We start from the raw sequence: 16,777 nt of genomic DNA, 5'->3' as shown, positions 1-16,777 counted from the left end.
CGGAATTGGTAGACGCGCTGGTTTCAGGTATCAGTGACCGCAAGGTCGTGGAAGTTCGAGTCTTCTCCTGGGCACCAAATATTTTCAAGTAACAGATGACCAAGGATCTGTTACTACTGTGTGAAAGCGAACGATAGTCGCCTTCTACAGATGATGTAAAGCTTTGCCCAGGTGGCGGAATTGGTAGACGCGCTGGTTTCAGGTATCAGTGACCGCAAGGTCGTGGAAGTTCGAGTCTTCTCCTGGGCACCATACAAAAACCCACTAGCTTGCTAGTGGGTTTTTTCTTGCCTGCGTTTTTTGCCCCCGCCCTTCCCGCGCGCTCCCAGTGCCTACACCATGGTCTGCCCATGAATTTCTCGTCATACGGCCACTTGAGAAACAATTTCGTTTACCATTGTTTCCAAATATGTAGCCGTAAGCGAGGAAGTACCCGCATGACGATCCGCCCGCAACCGCTGATGCGCACCTTGGCCGCCGCCGTGCTGAGCCTGGTCATCGGCGCTCCGGCCGCCATGGCAGACGCACCGGTCACCCTGACCATGTACAACGGTCAGCACAAGGAAATCGGCGAAGCCATCGCCAAGGCCTACGAGGCCAAGACCGGTATTCACATCGACATTCGCAAGGGCAGCAGCAACCAGCTGGCCAGCCAGATCATCGAAGAAGGCGACCGGTCGCCGGCCGACATCATCTACACCGAAGAGTCCCCGCCCCTGAACAACCTGGGCGAGCTGGGCCTGCTGGCGAAGATCGACGACGCCACCTCGAACATGGTGCCCAAGGAGTACGTTGGCGCCAACGGCACCTGGATGGGCATCACGGCCCGTACCCGCATCGTGGTGTACAACCCGAAAAAGGTCGACGAAAAAGACCTGCCAACCACGGTGATGGACTTCGCCAACCCCGAGTGGGAAGGCCGCGTCGGCTATGTACCCACCAGTGGTGCGTTCCAGGAGCAGGCCGTGGCCATCCTGAAAATGCACGGTCGAGAAGCCACCGAAGAATGGCTGACCGGCCTGAAAGCCTTCGGCAAGACCTACACCAACAACATGGTCGCCCTCAAAGCCGTGGAAAAAGGCGAAGTGGCTGCGGTACTGGTGAACAACTACTACTGGTACGCGCTTGAACGCGAACGCGGCAAGCTGGACACCAAACTCTACTACCTGGCCGACGGCGATGCCGGCAACCTGGTCACCATCTCCGGCGCGGCCGTGGTCAAGGCCAGCAAGCACCCGAAAGAAGCCCAGGCCCTGCTCAACTGGATGGCCAGCGAAGAAGGCCAGCGCGTGATCACCCAGACCACCGCCGAGTACCCGCTGCACAAGGGCATGGTTTCTGACCGTGGCCTGAAGCCGTTCGATGAGCTGCGCCCGCCGAAGATCTCGCCGGCCGACCTGGGTAACGCCGAAGAAGCCATCGAGCTTGAACGCGAGGTCGGTCTGCTCTGATGACTGCCGCCCTGTCCGCACCGGCGCCGGTGCGCTTCGTACCGCGCCGCAAGCGCCCCTCCATCTGGGTGGTGCTACCTGTGCTGTTCCTGGTGGCGATGAGCCTGCTGCCACTGGCCTATGTCGCCATCAAAGCCTGGGAAGCCGGCTGGCGCGAGGCCTTGCACCTGCTGTGGCGTCCCTTTGTCTGGGGGCTGATGCGCAACACCCTGTTGCTGATGGTCGGGGTGACGCTGACCTGCATGGTGGTGGGCCTGGCGCTGGCCTGGCTGCTGGAGCGCAGCAACCTGGCCGGCCGCCGGCTGTGGGGCGTGGTGCTATGCCTGCCGTTCGCAGTGCCGTCGTTCGTCAGCAGCTTCACCTGGGTATCGTTGAGTTCGGACTTCGAAGGCCTCTGCGGGGCGATCATGGTCATGGCCCTGTCCAAATACCCGTTGGTGTTCCTGCCCGTTGCCGCAACCCTGCGCAACCTCGACACCTCGCTGGAGGAGTCGGCGCGCACCCTCGGTTGCAGCCGCTGGGGCGTGTTCAGCAAGGTCACCCTGCCGCTGCTGTGGCCGTCGATGCTCGGCGGCGCGCTGCTGATTGCCCTGCACATGCTGGTGGAGTTCGGCGCCTTGTCGATCCTCGGCCTGCAAACCTTCACCACCGCCATCTACCAACAGTTCGAACTGGAGTTCAGCAACGCCAACGCTGCCATGCTGTCTGCCGTGTTGCTGGCGATGTGCCTGGTGATGCTGTGGCTGGAACTGCGCGTACGCGGCAAAGCCCGCCATGTGCGCATCGGCCAGGGCGTAGCGCGGCGTGCGCAACCGGTGCGGCTGCGTGGCTGGGCGGTGCTGGCACAGCTGTTTTGCGTGGGCCTGGCGGTGCTGGGCAGCGGTATTCCGCTGGCCATGCTCGGCTACTGGCTGAGCGTGGGGTCGTCAGCAGCGTTCCCGGTCGCGGCCATCTCCAAGGCACTGTTCACTTCGTTGTCGGTGTCGCTTGGCGGTGCTGGCTTCTGCGTGCTGCTGGCCCTGCCGATCAGCTTCTTGGTGGTGCGCTACAAGGGTCGCCTGGCGATTTGGGCTGAGCGTCTGCCCTACCTCCTGCACGCCCTGCCCGGCCTGGTGATTGCCCTGACGTTGGTGTTCTTCGCTCTGCACTACGTGCCGGCGCTGTACCAGACCACGGCACTGCTGCTGCTGGCTTATGCGCTGCTGTTCCTGCCGCTGGCCCAGTCGCCGGTGCGCACCGCGCTGAACAAGGCCTCGCCAACGCTTGAGGAAGCTGCACGCACCCTGGGCGCGAGCAGCTTTACCGCGTTCTGCCGGGTGACCCTGCCGATCATCTTCCCGGCCATGGCGGCGGCTTTTGCGCTGGTGTTCCTGGATGCCATGAAGGAACTGACTGCCACGCTACTGCTCAGCCCCACGGGCATGACCACACTGGCCACCGAGGTGTGGGCGCATACAGCCAACGTCGAGTTCGCGGCAGCGGCGCCTTATGCGGCATTGCTGATCGTAGTGTCGGGGTTGCCGGTTTATCTGCTGACGACGCGGATGTACCTGAACAAAGCTTGACCCGCGTCGCCTTCATCCGGCAAGCCAGCTCCCACAGGTACCGCGCCGCCCGCAAGGCCTGTGCAGTACCTGTGGGAGCTGGCTTGCCGGCGATGAGGCCATCAGATGTTACGCAGCATCCGGCGAACGATTGGCCCATGAGCCTTGCCGACGGGCAGCATGTAGAGGCGGCCGAAACGATTGGAGCACTGCACCGAGGTGGTCACATTCAAGCGTTGCCGGCCCTGCTCTGCTTCATCCAGATCCATGCTCACCATCACCGCCAGGTGCGTGTCACGCGACGTCAGGACCAGTTGCTGGTCGCTGATTCCCTCGACGGTAAAGAAATCCAGTAGCTCACCCACTGCCGGAACCCGCTCAGGGCTGCGCGATGAAAAACCGTGGATAGTGGCAACGTTGAACCGGCGCGAGATGAAGTCGCGCAGGCGAAAGGCCATGGCCAGCCAGCCCGGAACGTCCGAGGTCATGGCGCAGTAGGCCTGGATGGCGGTCATTGGTGCGGTGACGCAAATGCCATCGCTATGAAGAAAATCCAGTTCAGCCGGAGCGGCGACCAGTTGGGCGGACATGAACAACTCCCTTTGCCATGTGTCGCCGCCATCATAGCAACACCTCCCACTGTAGGAGCGGCCCATCGCGACGCAAGGCCGCTCCTACAGGGACCGCGTCAGGCGCGGAATTGGCCAAGGCTTGCCCGTAGCTGCGCGGCGAGGTCATCCAGCACCTTGCTGCTGGCCGTGGTCTGCATCACCACTTCGGCCGAGCGCTCAGCCTGGGCATGGATAGTCTCCACCCGCCCCCGCACGGCCTGCGCCCCGCTCGCTTGCTGCTCAGCTGCGCGGGTGGCTAGCCCAATGGCCGCATGCACCTGCTCCACCGCCGCCTGCACCGACTGCTGCCGGCGCTCGTTATCACGCAGTACCAGCAGCCCTTCGCTGGCCTTGAGCCCGGCCTGGCTGATGGTCGCCACGGCTTCCTTGGCGCCCTTCTGCAGCGCCGCGATGTGCGACTGGATATCCCCCGTGGAGCTCTGCGTCTTGCTCGCCAGCGCTCGCACCTCATCGGCCACCACGGCAAACCCGCGCCCGGTCTCACCTGCCCGGGCGGCTTCGATGGCCGCGTTCAGCGCCAGCAGGTTGGTCTGCTCGGCAATGCCGTGGATCACCGTCAACACCACTTCGATCTGCTCACTCTGCTTGGCCAGACGCTCGATCACCTGTGAGCCGGTCTCTACCTGGCCTGCCAGGTTCTCGATCAACCCCGCGAGCTGGGTCGAGGTGCGGCTGTTTTCGTCGGTGGCCTGGCGGATATCCACCACCTGTTTCAAGGCCGCCTGCATCGCGTGGCTTTCGGCCTGAGCTTCGTCGGCCATGCTCGAAAGGTCGCGCAGGCTGGCTGCCACTTCATCACGTTGCAGTGCCGCAGCCGCATCAGCGCCGGCATTACGCTGGGCCATCGCGCCAATCTCGACACCGGTACGCTGCGCCACCTCGCCCGCCTCACGTACGATCGGTTGCAGCTTGTCGACAAAGCGGTTCACCGCCGAAGCCATGTCGCCAATTTCGTCGCGGCTGTCGAGCGGCACGCGCTTGGTCAGGTCGCCTTCGCCCGCCGCCAGGTCGTCCAGGGCAGCAATCAGCAGGCGCAGCTTGCTCAGCACTCGGCGGCCAAGCACCACGGCCACCACCAGCAGCACACCCAGGCCGACCAGCACCAGGCCCAGGCCAATGCGCCAGCGCAGTTCGGCAGCGGCATCGCGCACAGTCTGTGCGGTATTGGCCTGCATCGCTGCAGCACTGCCTTGCGCCTTCTCCAGGCGCTCACGCAGGGTTTTGCCGCTGTCGGCTGCGGCACCCACCAGGCTGTCGCCAACCAGTTGCTCACCGCTGGCAATCAGCGCCGCGAAGCGCTGGTCCAGGGCCTTGAGCTCCTGGTCGATGCCCGCCGTGGAAACCCCCATCACCACCTTGCCGATTTCTGCGCCATTGGGGTTGATCGAAGCTTCGACAAAGTACACCGCCGGGTCGTGTCGGGCGGCATTGATCACCTTGTCCAGCGCACGCTCGCCCTGGCCCTTGTCCATCAAAGCCTGGTTGATCGGGTTTTGCCGGTTCAGGTAACGGGTCAGGTGCTGGCCCTGGGCATCGTCGTACACCACGAACAGCACATTGGGGTTGCGCTGGGCACGCCGGGCAAAGTCGGAGAGCACCGGCACATCGTTGTCCCAGATCGCCCGCGGGGCAACCGAAGCCAGCAGCTCGGCCATGTCGTTGGCGGAGTCCTTCAGGTTCTTTTCCAGGGTGCTGCGCAGTTGCTGCTGTTCGCTTTGCAGGCGCTCCGACAACCCGGCGCTCAGGCGCTGGCGGGTGCTGCTGGACAGGCCGTCGAGGCCCGAGCGCACATCTTGCCCGGCTTGCTCCAGGTCATTGGCCAGCTGGCGGCTGTCGTTACCCAGGCGTTCGCCAAGGTCGGCCTCCAGGGCGGTGACCGTGCTTCGGGTGAGCGCAACGGCAACCAGCACCTGCACCAAAAGAGCGATACCAAGGGCAACAAACACAGGCCGCAAAAGGCGGCTTCGTAACAGTGAGAGGATGGCAGACACGGTGTAACCCTCGTGTTTTCTGGCGCCACTATTTTGATGGCATCTTCAGAAACTTCTTACAGCAAGGGTTGTGCCGGAGGCAGCAGGGATAAACGCCATGGTTCAGCAAGGTGGATTGGCCGGTACTGGTGTACCCCACGAATGAAAACGCCGCGGCCCTTTTCAGGGCCACGGCGTCAGATCAGCCTGGAGGGCGGATCAGGCGAACGGGTGACGCAGCACGATGGTCTCGTTGCGGTCCGGGCCGGTCGAGATGATGTCGATCGGCGCGCCGACCAGCTCTTCGATGCGCTTGATGTAGTCACGCGCAGCTTGCGGCAGCTCTTCCAGGGTTTTTGCACCCAGGGTCGACTCGCTCCAGCCTGGCATCTCTTCGTACACCGGCTCCAGGCCGATGTAGCTGTCGGCATCGGAAGGCGCGTCGATGACAGCACCGTTCTCGTTCTTGTAGCCAACGCAGATGTTGATGGTTTCCAGGCCGTCCAGCACGTCCAGCTTGGTCAGGCAGATGCCCGAAATGCTGTTGACGTCGATGGCGCGACGCAGGATGACGGCATCGAACCAGCCGCAACGACGGGCACGGCCAGTGGTGGAGCCGAACTCGTGGCCACGCTTGGCCAGGGTAGCGCCGGTCTCGTCGAACAGTTCGGTCGGGAACGGACCGGAACCCACGCGAGTGGTGTAGGCCTTGGTGATGCCCAGGATGTAGTCCAGGTACATCGGGCCAACGCCGGAACCGGTGGAGATACCGCCAGCAGTGGTGTTGGAGCTGGTGACGTACGGGTAGGTACCGTGGTCGATGTCCAGCAGCGAGCCCTGGGCACCTTCGAACATGATGTCCTTGCCGGCGCGACGCAGGTTGTGCAGCTCGGCGGTGACGTCGAGCATCATCGGCTTGAGCTGTTCAGCGTAGGCCATGCACTCGTCCAGGGTTTGCTGGAAGTCGATGGCCGGCTCTTTGTAGTAGTTCACCAGCTGGAAGTTGTGGTAGTCCAGCAGCTCACCCAGCTTGGCAGCGAAACGCTCGCGGTGGAACAGGTCGCCCACACGCAGGCCGCGGCGCGCGACCTTGTCTTCGTAGGCTGGGCCGATACCACGGCCGGTGGTGCCGATCTTGGCTTCGCCACGGGCTTTTTCGCGGGCCTGGTCCAGCGCCACGTGGTACGACAGGATCAGCGGCGCAGCCGGGGAAATGCGCAGGCGCTCGCGCACCGGTACGCCTTTTTCTTCCAGCTTGGTGATTTCGCGCATCAGGGCGTCCGGGGCAACGACCACGCCGTTGCCGATCAGGCACTGTACGCCTTCACGCAGGATGCCGGACGGAATCAGGTGCAGAACGGTCTTTTCACCGTTGATCACCAGGGTGTGACCCGCGTTGTGGCCACCCTGGTAGCGCACTACGGCGGCAGCATGTTCGGTCAGCAGATCGACGATCTTGCCTTTGCCCTCATCACCCCACTGGGTGCCCAGGACGACGACATTCTTACCCATTACATTGGTCCTCATTCACGCAAACTTGGTTGCCGGCCTGTTGCCGACGCAGAAACTCACTGGGCCAGCGGCAGAACCTGCCAGCGCCCGTCTTGCTGAATCAATTGCCGATCACAATCCGCCTCGAGAGCAGCACTCAACGGCTGGCCAGGCAGGGCCTGGACCACACGCTGGCCCTCGTTGCGCAACTGGCAGACTTGCTGCCAGAGGGCCGCGTCGCCACTGTCCGGCATCCAGATGCCGCCCGTTGGCAATACGACCTCCGCTCGCCCCAGTGTGACCAGGGTCTTCAAATCCGTGGAGAAACCGGTGGCCGGACGTGCCCGGCCAAAGTCGGCGCCGATGTCGTCGTAGCGCCCGCCCTGGGCGATCGATTGACCCTCGCCCGGTACGAACACGGCGAACACCACGCCGGTGTGATAGTTGTAGCCGCGCAGCTCGCCGAGGTCGAAGTACAGCGGCAGGTCCGGGAAGCGCGACGTCAGGCGATCGGCGATCGACAGCAGGTCGTCCAGCGCTGCCAGCACGCCGGCCGGAGCACGACCCAGACGCACCCGGGCTTCGGCCAGCACTTCACGGCCACCGCACAGTTCGACCAGTGCGCGCAGCATGTTGCCCAGGTCCTTCGGCAGGTCGGCGGTCAGTGCCTGCACTTCATCGACGGCCTTGCGCTGCAGGGCGTCGAACAGCTGTTGCTCGACCGCACCGGACAGGCCGGCAGCACGGGCCAGGCCGCGGTAGATACCGACGTGGCCCAGGTCCATGTGTACGTCCGGCACATCGGCCAGTTGCAGCGTGGCCAGCATCAGGCTGATGACTTCCACGTCGCTGGTCGGGCTGGCATCGCCATACAGCTCGGCGCCCAGCTGGATCGGGCTGCGCGAGGTGGACAGTGCACGCGGCTGGGCGTGCAGCACGCTGCCGGCGTAGCACAGGCGGCTCGGGCCTTCACGGCGCAGGGTGTGGGCGTCGATGCGCGCCACCTGCGGGGTGAAGTCGGCGCGGAAGCCCATCAGGCGGCCGGACTGCGGGTCCACTACCTTGAAGGTGCGCTGATCCAGGTCCTGGCCGGCGCCGGTGAGCAGCGACTCCAGGTACTCGATATGCGGGGTGACGACCAGCTCGTAGCCCCAACTCTGGAACAGGTCCAACACCTGACGGCGCGCGATCTCGATGCGCGCAGCCTCAGGTGGCAGTACTTCCTCGATGCCATCTGGCAGCAGCCAGCGGTCTACCGTTGCCATTACGCCTTTTCCCCTCTGGTCCGGGCGGCTTGCCAGCAGGCGAGCCGTCAGTAAAGCCGGTATCGCGCACAGCAGCGGGCAGCACTGATCCCAGCGCAGCCACCGTACCCGATACCCTCGAATTGCCTTGCGAGCTGACCAAACCGTCAACTGGCGCTTTGCCAATCAACCTTTCAGACGCAAAAAAGCCGGGAAATTTCCCGGCTGCCTCATCATACACCCCTTTTCATTCAGGATGCACCCCGCCTGGTGTTTTAGCTGCCCGGCGGGGCGCCCCTGCATGAAAATCAGGGCCTGAGCATCACGGCCTGCTCTTGTCCAGGTAACGGAAGAACTCGTTCTTCGGGTCCAGAACCAGCACGTCGCTTTTGCTCGAGAAGCTCTCGCGGTATGCCTGCAGGCTACGGTGGAACGCATAGAAATCAGCGTCCTGGCTGTAGGCCTTGGCATAGATGGCAGCCGCCTGGGCGTCGCCGTCACCACGGGTTTCTTCTGCTTCGCGGTAGGCCTCGGCCAGCAGCACACGGCGCTGGCGGTCAGCATCGGCACGAATACCTTCAGCCAGCTCGTTACCCTTGGCACGGTGCTCGCGAGCTTCACGCTCACGCTCGGTGCTCATACGGTCGAACACACTGCGGTTGACTTCCTTCGGCAGGTCGATGGCCTTGACGCGCACGTCGACCACCTCGATGCCCAGCTCCTTGTTGGCCATGCGGTTCAGCGATGCAGTGATGTCAGCCATCAGTGCGTCACGTTCACCGGAAACCACCTCGTGCAGGGTACGTTTACCGAACTGGTCGCGCAGGCCGCTTTCCAGACGACGCGACAGACGCTCGTCGGCGATCTGCTTCATGCCGGACGTGGCGGTGTAGAAGCGCTCGGCATCCTTGACGCGCCACTTGGCGTAGGCGTCGACCATCACCGCTTTCTTCTCCAGGGTCAGGAACCGCTGGGTCGGGGCGTCGAGGGTCATGAGGCGGGCGTCGAACTTGCGCACCTGGTTCACATACGGAATCTTCACGTGCAGGCCTGGCTGGACATCTGCCTGGACCACCTTACCGAAGCGCAGCAGTACCGCACGCTCTGTCTGGGACACGATATAGAAGCTGTTCCAGGCCACGATGGCCAGAACGACGGCGGCGATCAGGGCGATCAGCGATCTATTGCTCATCAGCGGCTCTCCCTAGTACGCAGCGGCTGCTGTTGCTGTTGCAGGTCCTGCGCCGCACGGGCGGCCGCATCGTTGACCGATGGCGACACGCTGGTGGTTGGCGTGGACGGGTTGCGGCTGCCTTCGACCATCTTGTCCAGTGGCAGGTAGAGCAGGTTGTTCTGCCCGTCCTTGGTCGCCACCATGACCTTGCTCGAATTGCTGTAGACCTCTTGCATGGTCTCCAGGTACAGACGCTGACGGGTCACGTCAGGTGCCTTGTGGTACTCGGTGACCAGCTTGGTGAAGCGGTCGGCCTCACCCTTGGCCCGGGCGATGACTTCGTCGCGATAACCGTTGGCGTCCTCGATGATGCGCTGGGCCTGACCACGGGCTTCCGGCACCACGCCATTGGCGTAGGACTCGGCCTGGTTGCGGGCACGCTGCTCGTCTTCGCGGGCACGGATCACGTCGTCGAAGGCTTCCTGCACTTCACGCGGGGCTGCCGCGCTCTGTACGTTGACCTGGGTAACGGTGATACCGGTACGGTAGTTGTCGAGGAAGCGCTGCAGGCGTTCGCGGATATCCACGGCCATCTGCTCACGGCCTTCGGTCAGTACCTGGTCCATCGAGGTGGAACCCACCACGTGGCGCAGGGCACTGTCGGTCGCGTGCTGCAGGCTTACCTCAGGCTGGTCGACGTTAAGCACGAAGTCCTGCAGGTTGCTGATCTTGTACTGGACGGTCAGCGGCACCTCGACGATGTTCTCGTCTTCGGTCAGCATCTGGCCCTGTTTGGTATAGGCACGCTCACGCGTGACGTTTTCCATGTACTTGCGATCAATCGGCGGGAAGTAGATGTTCAGGCCGGGACCGACCGTTTCATGATACTTGCCGAAGCGCAGCACCACAGCCTGCTCCTGCTCGTCGACCACGTACACGGCACTGTACAGCCAGATGGCAGCCAGTACCGCCAGGCCGATGCCCAGCAGGCCCAGGCCACCGCCCTTGCCGACATTGCGGTCACCGCCGCCACGTTTCTTGTTACCGCCGAACATGCCGTTCAGGCTGTCCTGCAGTTTGCGGAAGGCCTCGTCCAGATCCGGCGGACCTTTCTTGTCACCACCACCGCCACCGCCACCACGGCGGCCGCCCCAGGGATCCTGATTGTTCGAGTTGCCACCCGGCTCGTTCCAAGCCATAGCGCTCTCCATCTGATAAAGCAAAGACGCGCCCACGGCGCGCCGTCCAATGCTACAGAATGCCTGTCACTGCTGCCCGGCGACCTCGACGAGCATTTATTGCAAAGTGTGTTGCTCGACAAACACTTGCGGCTCCATGCCTTCGCGGCTGACCAGGCGATTCAATTCGACCCTGGGCAGTCGCACGCTTAGCAGGCTGCGCCCTTCTTCATCATGCTCTTCACTCTGCACGGCACCCAGAGCAAAGAATTGCGCGCGCAAGCGTGCAAAATGCTGCTCCAGGCACAGGGTACCGACAAACAGATCATCCCCCAGCAACTCGGCAATCGCCTGGCCAACCAGCTCCAGACCACGCCCATCGCGTGCCGATACCCAGACCCGTTCCGGCTTGCCATCGGCATTGCGCTGGATCTGCGGCTCGACATCTTCGAGCAGGTCGAGTTTGTTATACACCTCGAGGATGGGCAAGCCTTCAGCGCCAATCTCGCCCAACACGGCCAGCACCTGCTCGATCTGTTCCATGCGCTCTGGCTCATGGGCGTCGATCACGTGCAGCAGCAGGTCGGAGTTGCTCGACTCTTCGAGCGTAGCCCGAAATGCCTCGACCAGCTTGTGCGGCAGGTGACGAATGAAGCCCACGGTGTCAGCCAGCACGATCGGCCCCAGGTCGTTGAGCTCGAGCCGGCGCAGGGTCGGGTCGAGGGTGGCGAACAGCTGGTCCGCGGCGTACACCTCGGATTCGGTGAGCGCGTTGAACAGCGTGGACTTGCCGGCGTTGGTGTAACCCACCAGCGACACAGAAGGGATATCCGCGCGCTTGCGCCCGCGACGCGCCTGCTCACGCTGGCTGCGTACCTTCTCCAGTCGTGACTTGATCTGGCGAATGCGCACCCGCAACAGGCGGCGGTCGGTTTCGAGCTGGGTTTCACCCGGGCCACGCAGGCCAATACCGCCTTTTTGTCGCTCAAGGTGGGTCCAGCCGCGCACCAGCCGCGTGCTCATGTGATCAAGCTGGGCCAGTTCGACCTGCAGCTTGCCTTCATGGGTACGCGCCCGTTGGGCGAAAATATCGAGGATCAGCCCGGTACGATCGAGCACACGGCACTCGAACACACGTTCAAGGTTGCGCTCCTGACTGGGCGTAAGGGTGTGATTGAAAATCACAAGGTCTACCTGTTCGGCATGGACCAGGTCGTGCAATTCCTCGACCTTGCCGCTGCCAATCAGGTATTTAGCCGTTGGCTGATGCCGTGTCACGGTCACCAGCGAGACGATGTCCGCCCCGGCCGACAGTGCCAGCTCCCGAAACTCCTGCGGATCTTCGCGCGCCTCAGGGTTCTGACCTTCCAAGTGAACGAGCAACGCCCGTTCACCACCACCGTGGCGCTCAAAGAACAATGCAGGCTCCTATCAGGCGTTGCCTGGCTCGCTGTCGCCGAGGTCGGAATCGGACGGGCTTGGCAGGCGAACCGGACGGGCAGGTACCACAGTCGAAATGGCGTGCTTGTAGACCATTTGGCTGACGGTGTTCTTCAGCAGTACAACGAACTGGTCGAACGATTCGATCGAGCCCTGCAGTTTGATGCCGTTGACCAGGTAGATGGATACCGGAACCTTTTCTTTTCTCAAGGTGTTCAAGTAAGGGTCTTGTAGCGAATGCCCTTTTGACATATGCCGCACTCCTGTAAGGATAAATAATAGAAAATCAAGAAAATCGATAAATTAGGCCGCCCCTTCGCAAGAATAGACGGCAATCAGCAGGGACTCAGCTCAATATGGAGATGGCCCCAAGGTATTTCAAGGTGCGGGACAGATTGTCGCAGGCCATGCTGTCAAGCCAGTGCACATCAGGCCAGCCACGCAACCAGGTGAACTGCCGCTTGGCCAGCTGCCGGGTAGCGATGATACCGCGTTCTCGCATCTCATTCTCAGTCAGCGTGCCGTCCAGGTAATCCCAGACCTGCCGATAACCCACAGCCCGTATAGACGGCAGCCCGGCGTGCAAGTCACTTCTGGCTCGCAGCGATCGGACCTCGTCAACGAAGCCCTGTTCCAACATCTGCGAAAATCGTAACGCAATTCGCTGATGCAAAATGTGACGATCTGTAGGAGCAATCGCCAAACTCGCGACAGTATAGGGCAAATGTCCGCCAGCGCCTGCGTCTGCGCCGCGACTTTCCGCGAATTGACGCTGGCGATGAGCCGTCATGCTCTCGCCGCTCACCCGGTACACCTCCAGCGCGCGAATTAACCGCTGCGGGTCGTTGGGGTGGATGCGCGCCGCCGATTCAGGGTCGATCTCGGCCAACTGGCGGTGCAGTTCGGCCAGCCCCAACGCCTGGGCCTGGGCTTCCAGGTCGGCTCGCACCGCAGCGTCAGCTGCCGGCATGTCGGCCAGGCCATCGATCAACGCCTTGTAATAGAGCATGGTGCCGCCCACCAGCAGCGGGATCTTCCCGCGCGCGGTGATGTCGGCCATGGCCTCCAGGGCATCGGCGCGAAATTGCGCGGCCGAATAGCTCTCGGCCGGGTCGCGGATGTCGATCAGGCGGTGCGGGTGGGCGGCCAGAATTTCTTTTGACGGCTTGGCCGAACCGATGTCCATGCCGCGATAGACCAGCGCCGAGTCGACGCTTATCAGCTCGCACGGCAGCACTTTGGTCAGCTCGATGGCCAGGTCGGTCTTGCCGGCCGCCGTCGGGCCCATCAGGAATATTGCAGGGGGCTTGCCGCTCATTTCATCGACCGCGCAGGAAAAGTTTGTCCAGATCGTCCAGGCCCATCTGGGTCCAGGTGGGACGGCCATGGTTGCACTGGCCACTGCGTTCGGTGTTTTCCATGTCGCGCAGCAGGGCATTCATTTCGGGGATCGCCAGGCGCCGGTTGGCACGCACGGCGCCGTGGCAGGCCATGGTGCCGAGCAGTTCATTGAGGTGGGCCTGGATACGGTCGCTGGTGCCGTACTCCATCAGGTCGGCGAGCACATCCTGAACCAGGCGGTTGGCCTCGGCCTGCTTGAGCAAGGCCGGAATCTGGCGAATCGCCAAGGTCTCGGGGCCCAGGCGCTGCAGTTCGAAGCCCAGGCGTTGGAACCACTGCGCATGCTCTTCGGCGCAATCAGCTTCACGCTGGCTCAGGGCCAGGGTTTCGGGCACCAGCAGCGGCTGGCCGCTAAGGCCTTCGCTGGCCATGGCCACCTTGAGGCGCTCGTACATGATGCGCTCGTGGGCAGCGTGCATGTCCACAAGCACCAGGCCAACGGCGTTCTCGGCCAGGATGTAGATACCCTTGAGCTGCGCCAGTGCGTAGCCCAACGGGGGAATGTCACCCTGGCTTTCGGGCAGCGTGGTTACCGGTGCCGCTCCGTCTTCCAGCGGTTTGTAGAACTCGCGATACACCGCCTGCGCCTCCGCGGCCGGCACGGGCTGCGAGGGGCGCGGGGTGTATTGATACTGGTAACCGGCGCCACTGCCGCCATTGGAAATCGCATGCTGCGGCGCCTGGGGCCGTTCAAGCACCGGCGAGGCCAGGCGCATTTCGCCCTGCGGGCCGAATTCACCAGCCTGCTGGCCAGTAGGGCGGACGATCTCAGGTACTGTGGCAGGCGCGGCCAAATGGTCTTCCGGGCGCACATCAGCCAGCGCGCGGTGCAGCGTGCCATACAGGAAATCGTGCACCGAGCGCCCCTCGCGGAAGCGCACTTCGTGCTTGGTCGGGTGCACATTGACGTCAACGCCGTTGGGCTCCAGCTCCAGGAACAGCACGAATGTCGGGTGCCGGCCATTGAACAGCACGTCACGGTAAGCCTGGCGCACAGCGTGGGCGACCAGCTTGTCGCGCACCGCACGGCCATTGACAAAGAAGTACTGCAGGTCTGCCTGGCTGCGCGAGAAGGTCGGCAGGCCGACCCAGCCCCACAGGCGCAGGCCGTTACGCTCGACGTCGATCGGCAGCGCCTGCTCCATGAAGCCCGGGCCGCAGATGGCGCCCACCCGCCGCGCCCGGGCAGTTTCGTCATGGGCCTCGTGCAGGCTGAGGACGCTCTTGCCGTTGTGGCGCAGGTGGAAGCCGACGTCGAAACGCGCCAGCGCCAGCCGGCGGATGACTTCCTGCAGGTGGTCGAATTCGGTTTTCTCGGCCTTCAGGAATTTGCGCCGCGCCGGGGTATTGAAGAACAGGTCGCGGACTTCTACCGAAGTACCCACCGGGTGCGCCGCCGGCTGCACGCGCGGGGTCATGTCACGGCCTTCGGTTTCGACCTGCCAGGCCTCGCTGGCACTGGCGGTACGCGAAGTCAGGGTCAGGCGCGCCACCGAGCTGATCGATGCCAGGGCCTCGCCACGGAAACCCAGGCTCAATACCCCTTCAAGGTCTTCAAGCTCACGAATCTTGCTGGTGGCGTGGCGGGCCAAGGCCAGCGGCAGGTCGTCAGCAGAAATACCACTGCCATCGTCCCGTACCTTGAGCAACTTGACGCCGCCCTGCTCGACGTCCACGTCGATGCGTCGGGCGCCGGAGTCCAGGCTGTTTTCCAACAGCTCCTTGGCGACGGAGGCGGGCCGCTCGACTACCTCGCCGGCGGCAATCTGGTTGGCCAGCCGCGGGCTGAGCAGCTGGATGCGCGAACCGCCACTCATTGCGCGGCCAATGTGGTAGCAGGGATGTCGAGGCGCTGGCCGACCTTCAGTTCATCCGTCTTGAGGCTGTTGGTGCTGCGCAGGCTGGCCACGCTGACCTGGTAGCGCACGGCGAGCATCGCCAGGGTTTCGCCAGGGCGCACCGTGTGCTCACGCGGGCCGGCGGCAATCTTGCCGGTATCACGCAGCCAGGCGATATAGGTACCCGGCGGCGGGTTCTGCTGGAAGTACTGACGCACACCGGTATGAATCGAACGGGCCAAGGCCTGCTGATGGCTGGCGGTGGCCAGCTTGGCAGCTTCGTTGTTATTCGAGATGAACCCGGTTTCAACGAGGATCGACGGGATATCCGGCGACTTCAGCACCATGAAGCCAGCCTGCTCCACACGCTGCTTGTGCAGCGAGGTGACACGGCCCATGTTGCCCAGCACCTTCTGCCCCACGTTGAGGCTGGAGCTGAGCGTGGCGGTCATCGACAGGTCCAGCAGCACGCCGGCCAGCATGCGGTCCTTGTCATCGAGGCTGACGTTGCCGGCACCGCCGATCAGGTCGGAACGGTTTTCCGTGTCTGCCAGCCAGCGCGCGGTCTCGGAGGTGGCGCCGCGGTCAGACAAGGCGAACACCGAAGCACCAAATGCAGCCCGCGACGGCGCGGCGTCGGCGTGGATCGAGATGAACAGGTCGGCACCCTTCTTGCGGGCGATTTCGGTGCGTTTGCGCAGCGGAATGAAATAGTCGCCCGTACGGGTCAGTTCGGCACGGAAGCCCCTTTCGCTGTTGATCTGGCGCTGAAGCTCTTTGGCAATCTGCAGCACGATGTCTTTTTCATGCTGGCCGCGCGAACCGGACGCACCCGGGTCTTCGCCACCGTGGCCGGCATCGATGGCCACCACGATTTCACGCTTACCGCTAGGTACCGGCGGCAACTTGATGGCGGGCTGGGCCGGGGATACCGGCACCGCTGGTGTGGTCGCCGGCGTCTGTACCGGCGCCGGTGCCGGCGGTGGCGCGCTGGCCGCAATGGCATCGGCTTCCTGGTCGTACAGGTCGACCACCAGGCGATTGCCGTACTGGGCGTTCGGCGCCAGCGTGAAGCTTTTCGGGGTGACCGACTTTTTCAGGTCGACCACCACCCGCAGGTCGGTCGGGGTGCGCTGAGCCGAACGCACGCTAGTGATCGGCGTGTTGGAGGTGGCCACGTTCAATGGCGCGGCCAGTGTCGCGCCATTGATGTCGATAACCAGGCGATCAGGCGCGCTCAAGGTGAAGACGCTGTGCTGCACGGGGCCAGACAGGTCGAAGACCAGCCGCGTGTTGTCTGGCGCGCGCCACAGGCGCACGCTCTTGACTTGAGTGACGGCCAGAGCCTCAACGGTCACCGTTGTCAGCAGCAGCCCAACGATGGCGACCAGTGCGCGTATGCGCATACCTACCC

Annotated in this window: 13 protein-coding genes, 1 tRNA gene and 1 pseudogene; 3 read left to right on the top strand and 12 right to left on the bottom strand. The window is 63.3% G+C overall.

Going from position 1 to position 16,777, the window contains the following annotated elements:
• Nucleotides 1-165: 165 nt before the first annotated feature.
• From SB756_RS15285 to SB756_RS15275, 3 genes are all read left to right on the top strand, one after another.
• Nucleotides 166-252: transfer RNA gene (locus SB756_RS15285), tRNA-Leu, on the top strand.
• Between the two features lie 185 nt (nucleotides 253-437).
• Nucleotides 438-1,451 (top strand): extracellular solute-binding protein, encoded by a 1,014-nt coding sequence (locus SB756_RS15280; protein ID WP_016501876.1) that lies wholly within the window; start codon nucleotides 438-440, stop codon nucleotides 1,449-1,451.
• Complete coding sequence (locus SB756_RS15275; RefSeq protein ID WP_410911051.1) at nucleotides 1,451-3,016, top strand: ABC transporter permease; 1,566 nt, start codon at nucleotides 1,451-1,453, stop codon at nucleotides 3,014-3,016. The genes SB756_RS15280 and SB756_RS15275 overlap by 1 nt, the downstream gene beginning before the upstream one ends.
• Nucleotides 3,017-3,117: 101 nt before the next feature.
• Here the strand turns inward: SB756_RS15275 and SB756_RS15270 are convergent, their stop codons facing one another.
• The 12 genes and pseudogenes from SB756_RS15270 to SB756_RS15215 all read right to left on the bottom strand — a co-directional run bounded on the left by SB756_RS15270 (nucleotide 3,118) and on the right by SB756_RS15215 (nucleotide 16,769).
• Nucleotides 3,118-3,585, bottom strand: a complete 468-nt coding sequence (locus SB756_RS15270) for a DUF2867 domain-containing protein (RefSeq protein ID WP_341796905.1) — start codon at nucleotides 3,583-3,585, stop codon at nucleotides 3,118-3,120.
• A gap of 98 nt (nucleotides 3,586-3,683) precedes the next feature.
• The gene (locus SB756_RS15265) at nucleotides 3,684-4,388 is read right to left on the bottom strand and encodes a methyl-accepting chemotaxis protein (protein ID WP_405045993.1); all 705 of its coding nucleotides are present in this window, start codon (nucleotides 4,386-4,388) and stop codon (nucleotides 3,684-3,686) included.
• Between the two features lie 201 nt (nucleotides 4,389-4,589).
• Nucleotides 4,590-4,802, bottom strand: a pseudogene (locus SB756_RS15260) (methyl-accepting chemotaxis protein); the annotation flags it as partial.
• A 1,014-nt stretch (nucleotides 4,803-5,816) separates the two neighbouring features.
• Nucleotides 5,817-7,109, bottom strand: coding sequence for an adenylosuccinate synthase (locus tag SB756_RS15255; protein WP_016489441.1), 1,293 nt, complete (start codon nucleotides 7,107-7,109; stop codon nucleotides 5,817-5,819).
• A 56-nt stretch (nucleotides 7,110-7,165) separates the two neighbouring features.
• The gene (locus tag SB756_RS15250; protein ID WP_258909694.1) at nucleotides 7,166-8,353 is read right to left on the bottom strand and encodes an ATP phosphoribosyltransferase regulatory subunit; all 1,188 of its coding nucleotides are present in this window, start codon (nucleotides 8,351-8,353) and stop codon (nucleotides 7,166-7,168) included.
• A 301-nt stretch (nucleotides 8,354-8,654) separates the two neighbouring features.
• Nucleotides 8,655-9,524, bottom strand: coding sequence for a protease modulator HflC (hflC, locus tag SB756_RS15245; RefSeq protein WP_197898565.1), 870 nt, complete (start codon nucleotides 9,522-9,524; stop codon nucleotides 8,655-8,657).
• Complete coding sequence (hflK, locus tag SB756_RS15240) at nucleotides 9,524-10,705, bottom strand: FtsH protease activity modulator HflK (protein WP_016501881.1); 1,182 nt, start codon at nucleotides 10,703-10,705, stop codon at nucleotides 9,524-9,526. The genes hflC and hflK overlap by 1 nt, the downstream gene beginning before the upstream one ends.
• A 96-nt stretch (nucleotides 10,706-10,801) precedes the next feature.
• The gene (gene hflX, locus SB756_RS15235) at nucleotides 10,802-12,103 is read right to left on the bottom strand and encodes a ribosome rescue GTPase HflX (protein WP_341796906.1); all 1,302 of its coding nucleotides are present in this window, start codon (nucleotides 12,101-12,103) and stop codon (nucleotides 10,802-10,804) included.
• Between the two features lie 12 nt (nucleotides 12,104-12,115).
• Nucleotides 12,116-12,376 (bottom strand): RNA chaperone Hfq, encoded by a 261-nt coding sequence (gene hfq, locus SB756_RS15230; protein ID WP_016489445.1) that lies wholly within the window; start codon nucleotides 12,374-12,376, stop codon nucleotides 12,116-12,118.
• A 94-nt stretch (nucleotides 12,377-12,470) separates the two neighbouring features.
• A complete protein-coding gene (miaA, locus tag SB756_RS15225; protein WP_410911050.1) occupies nucleotides 12,471-13,442 on the bottom strand; it encodes a tRNA (adenosine(37)-N6)-dimethylallyltransferase MiaA in 972 nt (323 codons plus the stop codon).
• Between the two features lies 1 nt (nucleotide 13,443).
• Entirely contained in the window at nucleotides 13,444-15,342 is a 1,899-nt protein-coding gene (mutL, locus tag SB756_RS15220; protein WP_410911049.1) for a DNA mismatch repair endonuclease MutL, read from the bottom strand.
• Nucleotides 15,339-16,769 (bottom strand): N-acetylmuramoyl-L-alanine amidase, encoded by a 1,431-nt coding sequence (locus SB756_RS15215; RefSeq protein WP_341796909.1) that lies wholly within the window; start codon nucleotides 16,767-16,769, stop codon nucleotides 15,339-15,341. The genes mutL and SB756_RS15215 overlap by 4 nt, the downstream gene beginning before the upstream one ends.
• Nucleotides 16,770-16,777 lie beyond the last annotated feature (8 nt).

The sequence above is a fragment of the Pseudomonas sp. SIMBA_068 genome, assembly GCF_046534705.1.
GTDB lineage: Bacteria > Pseudomonadota > Gammaproteobacteria > Pseudomonadales > Pseudomonadaceae > Aquipseudomonas > Aquipseudomonas putida.
This window is presented reverse-complemented; position numbering and strand designations above follow the sequence as displayed.

What these genes read in the sequence shown, in the direction of transcription:
- SB756_RS15280 (WP_016501876.1), top strand. Translation starts at nt 438, where the DNA reads ATGACGATCCGCCCGCAACCGCTGATGCGCACCTTGGCCGCCGCCGTG.
- SB756_RS15275 (WP_410911051.1), top strand. Translation starts at nt 1,451, where the DNA reads ATGACTGCCGCCCTGTCCGCACCGGCGCCGGTGCGCTTCGTACCGCGC.
- SB756_RS15270 (WP_341796905.1), bottom strand. Translation starts at nt 3,585, where the DNA reads ATGTCCGCCCAACTGGTCGCCGCTCCGGCTGAACTGGATTTTCTTCAT.
- SB756_RS15265 (WP_405045993.1), bottom strand. Translation starts at nt 4,388, where the DNA reads ATGGCCGACGAAGCTCAGGCCGAAAGCCACGCGATGCAGGCGGCCTTG.
- SB756_RS15255 (WP_016489441.1), bottom strand. Translation starts at nt 7,109, where the DNA reads ATGGGTAAGAATGTCGTCGTCCTGGGCACCCAGTGGGGTGATGAGGGC.
- SB756_RS15250 (WP_258909694.1), bottom strand. Translation starts at nt 8,353, where the DNA reads ATGGCAACGGTAGACCGCTGGCTGCTGCCAGATGGCATCGAGGAAGTA.
- hflC (WP_197898565.1), bottom strand. Translation starts at nt 9,524, where the DNA reads ATGAGCAATAGATCGCTGATCGCCCTGATCGCCGCCGTCGTTCTGGCC.
- hflK (WP_016501881.1), bottom strand. Translation starts at nt 10,705, where the DNA reads ATGGCTTGGAACGAGCCGGGTGGCAACTCGAACAATCAGGATCCCTGG.
- hfq (WP_016489445.1), bottom strand. Translation starts at nt 12,376, where the DNA reads ATGTCAAAAGGGCATTCGCTACAAGACCCTTACTTGAACACCTTGAGA.
- miaA (WP_410911050.1), bottom strand. Translation starts at nt 13,442, where the DNA reads ATGAGCGGCAAGCCCCCTGCAATATTCCTGATGGGCCCGACGGCGGCC.
- mutL (WP_410911049.1), bottom strand. Translation starts at nt 15,342, where the DNA reads ATGAGTGGCGGTTCGCGCATCCAGCTGCTCAGCCCGCGGCTGGCCAAC.
- SB756_RS15215 (WP_341796909.1), bottom strand. Translation starts at nt 16,769, where the DNA reads ATGCGCATACGCGCACTGGTCGCCATCGTTGGGCTGCTGCTGACAACG.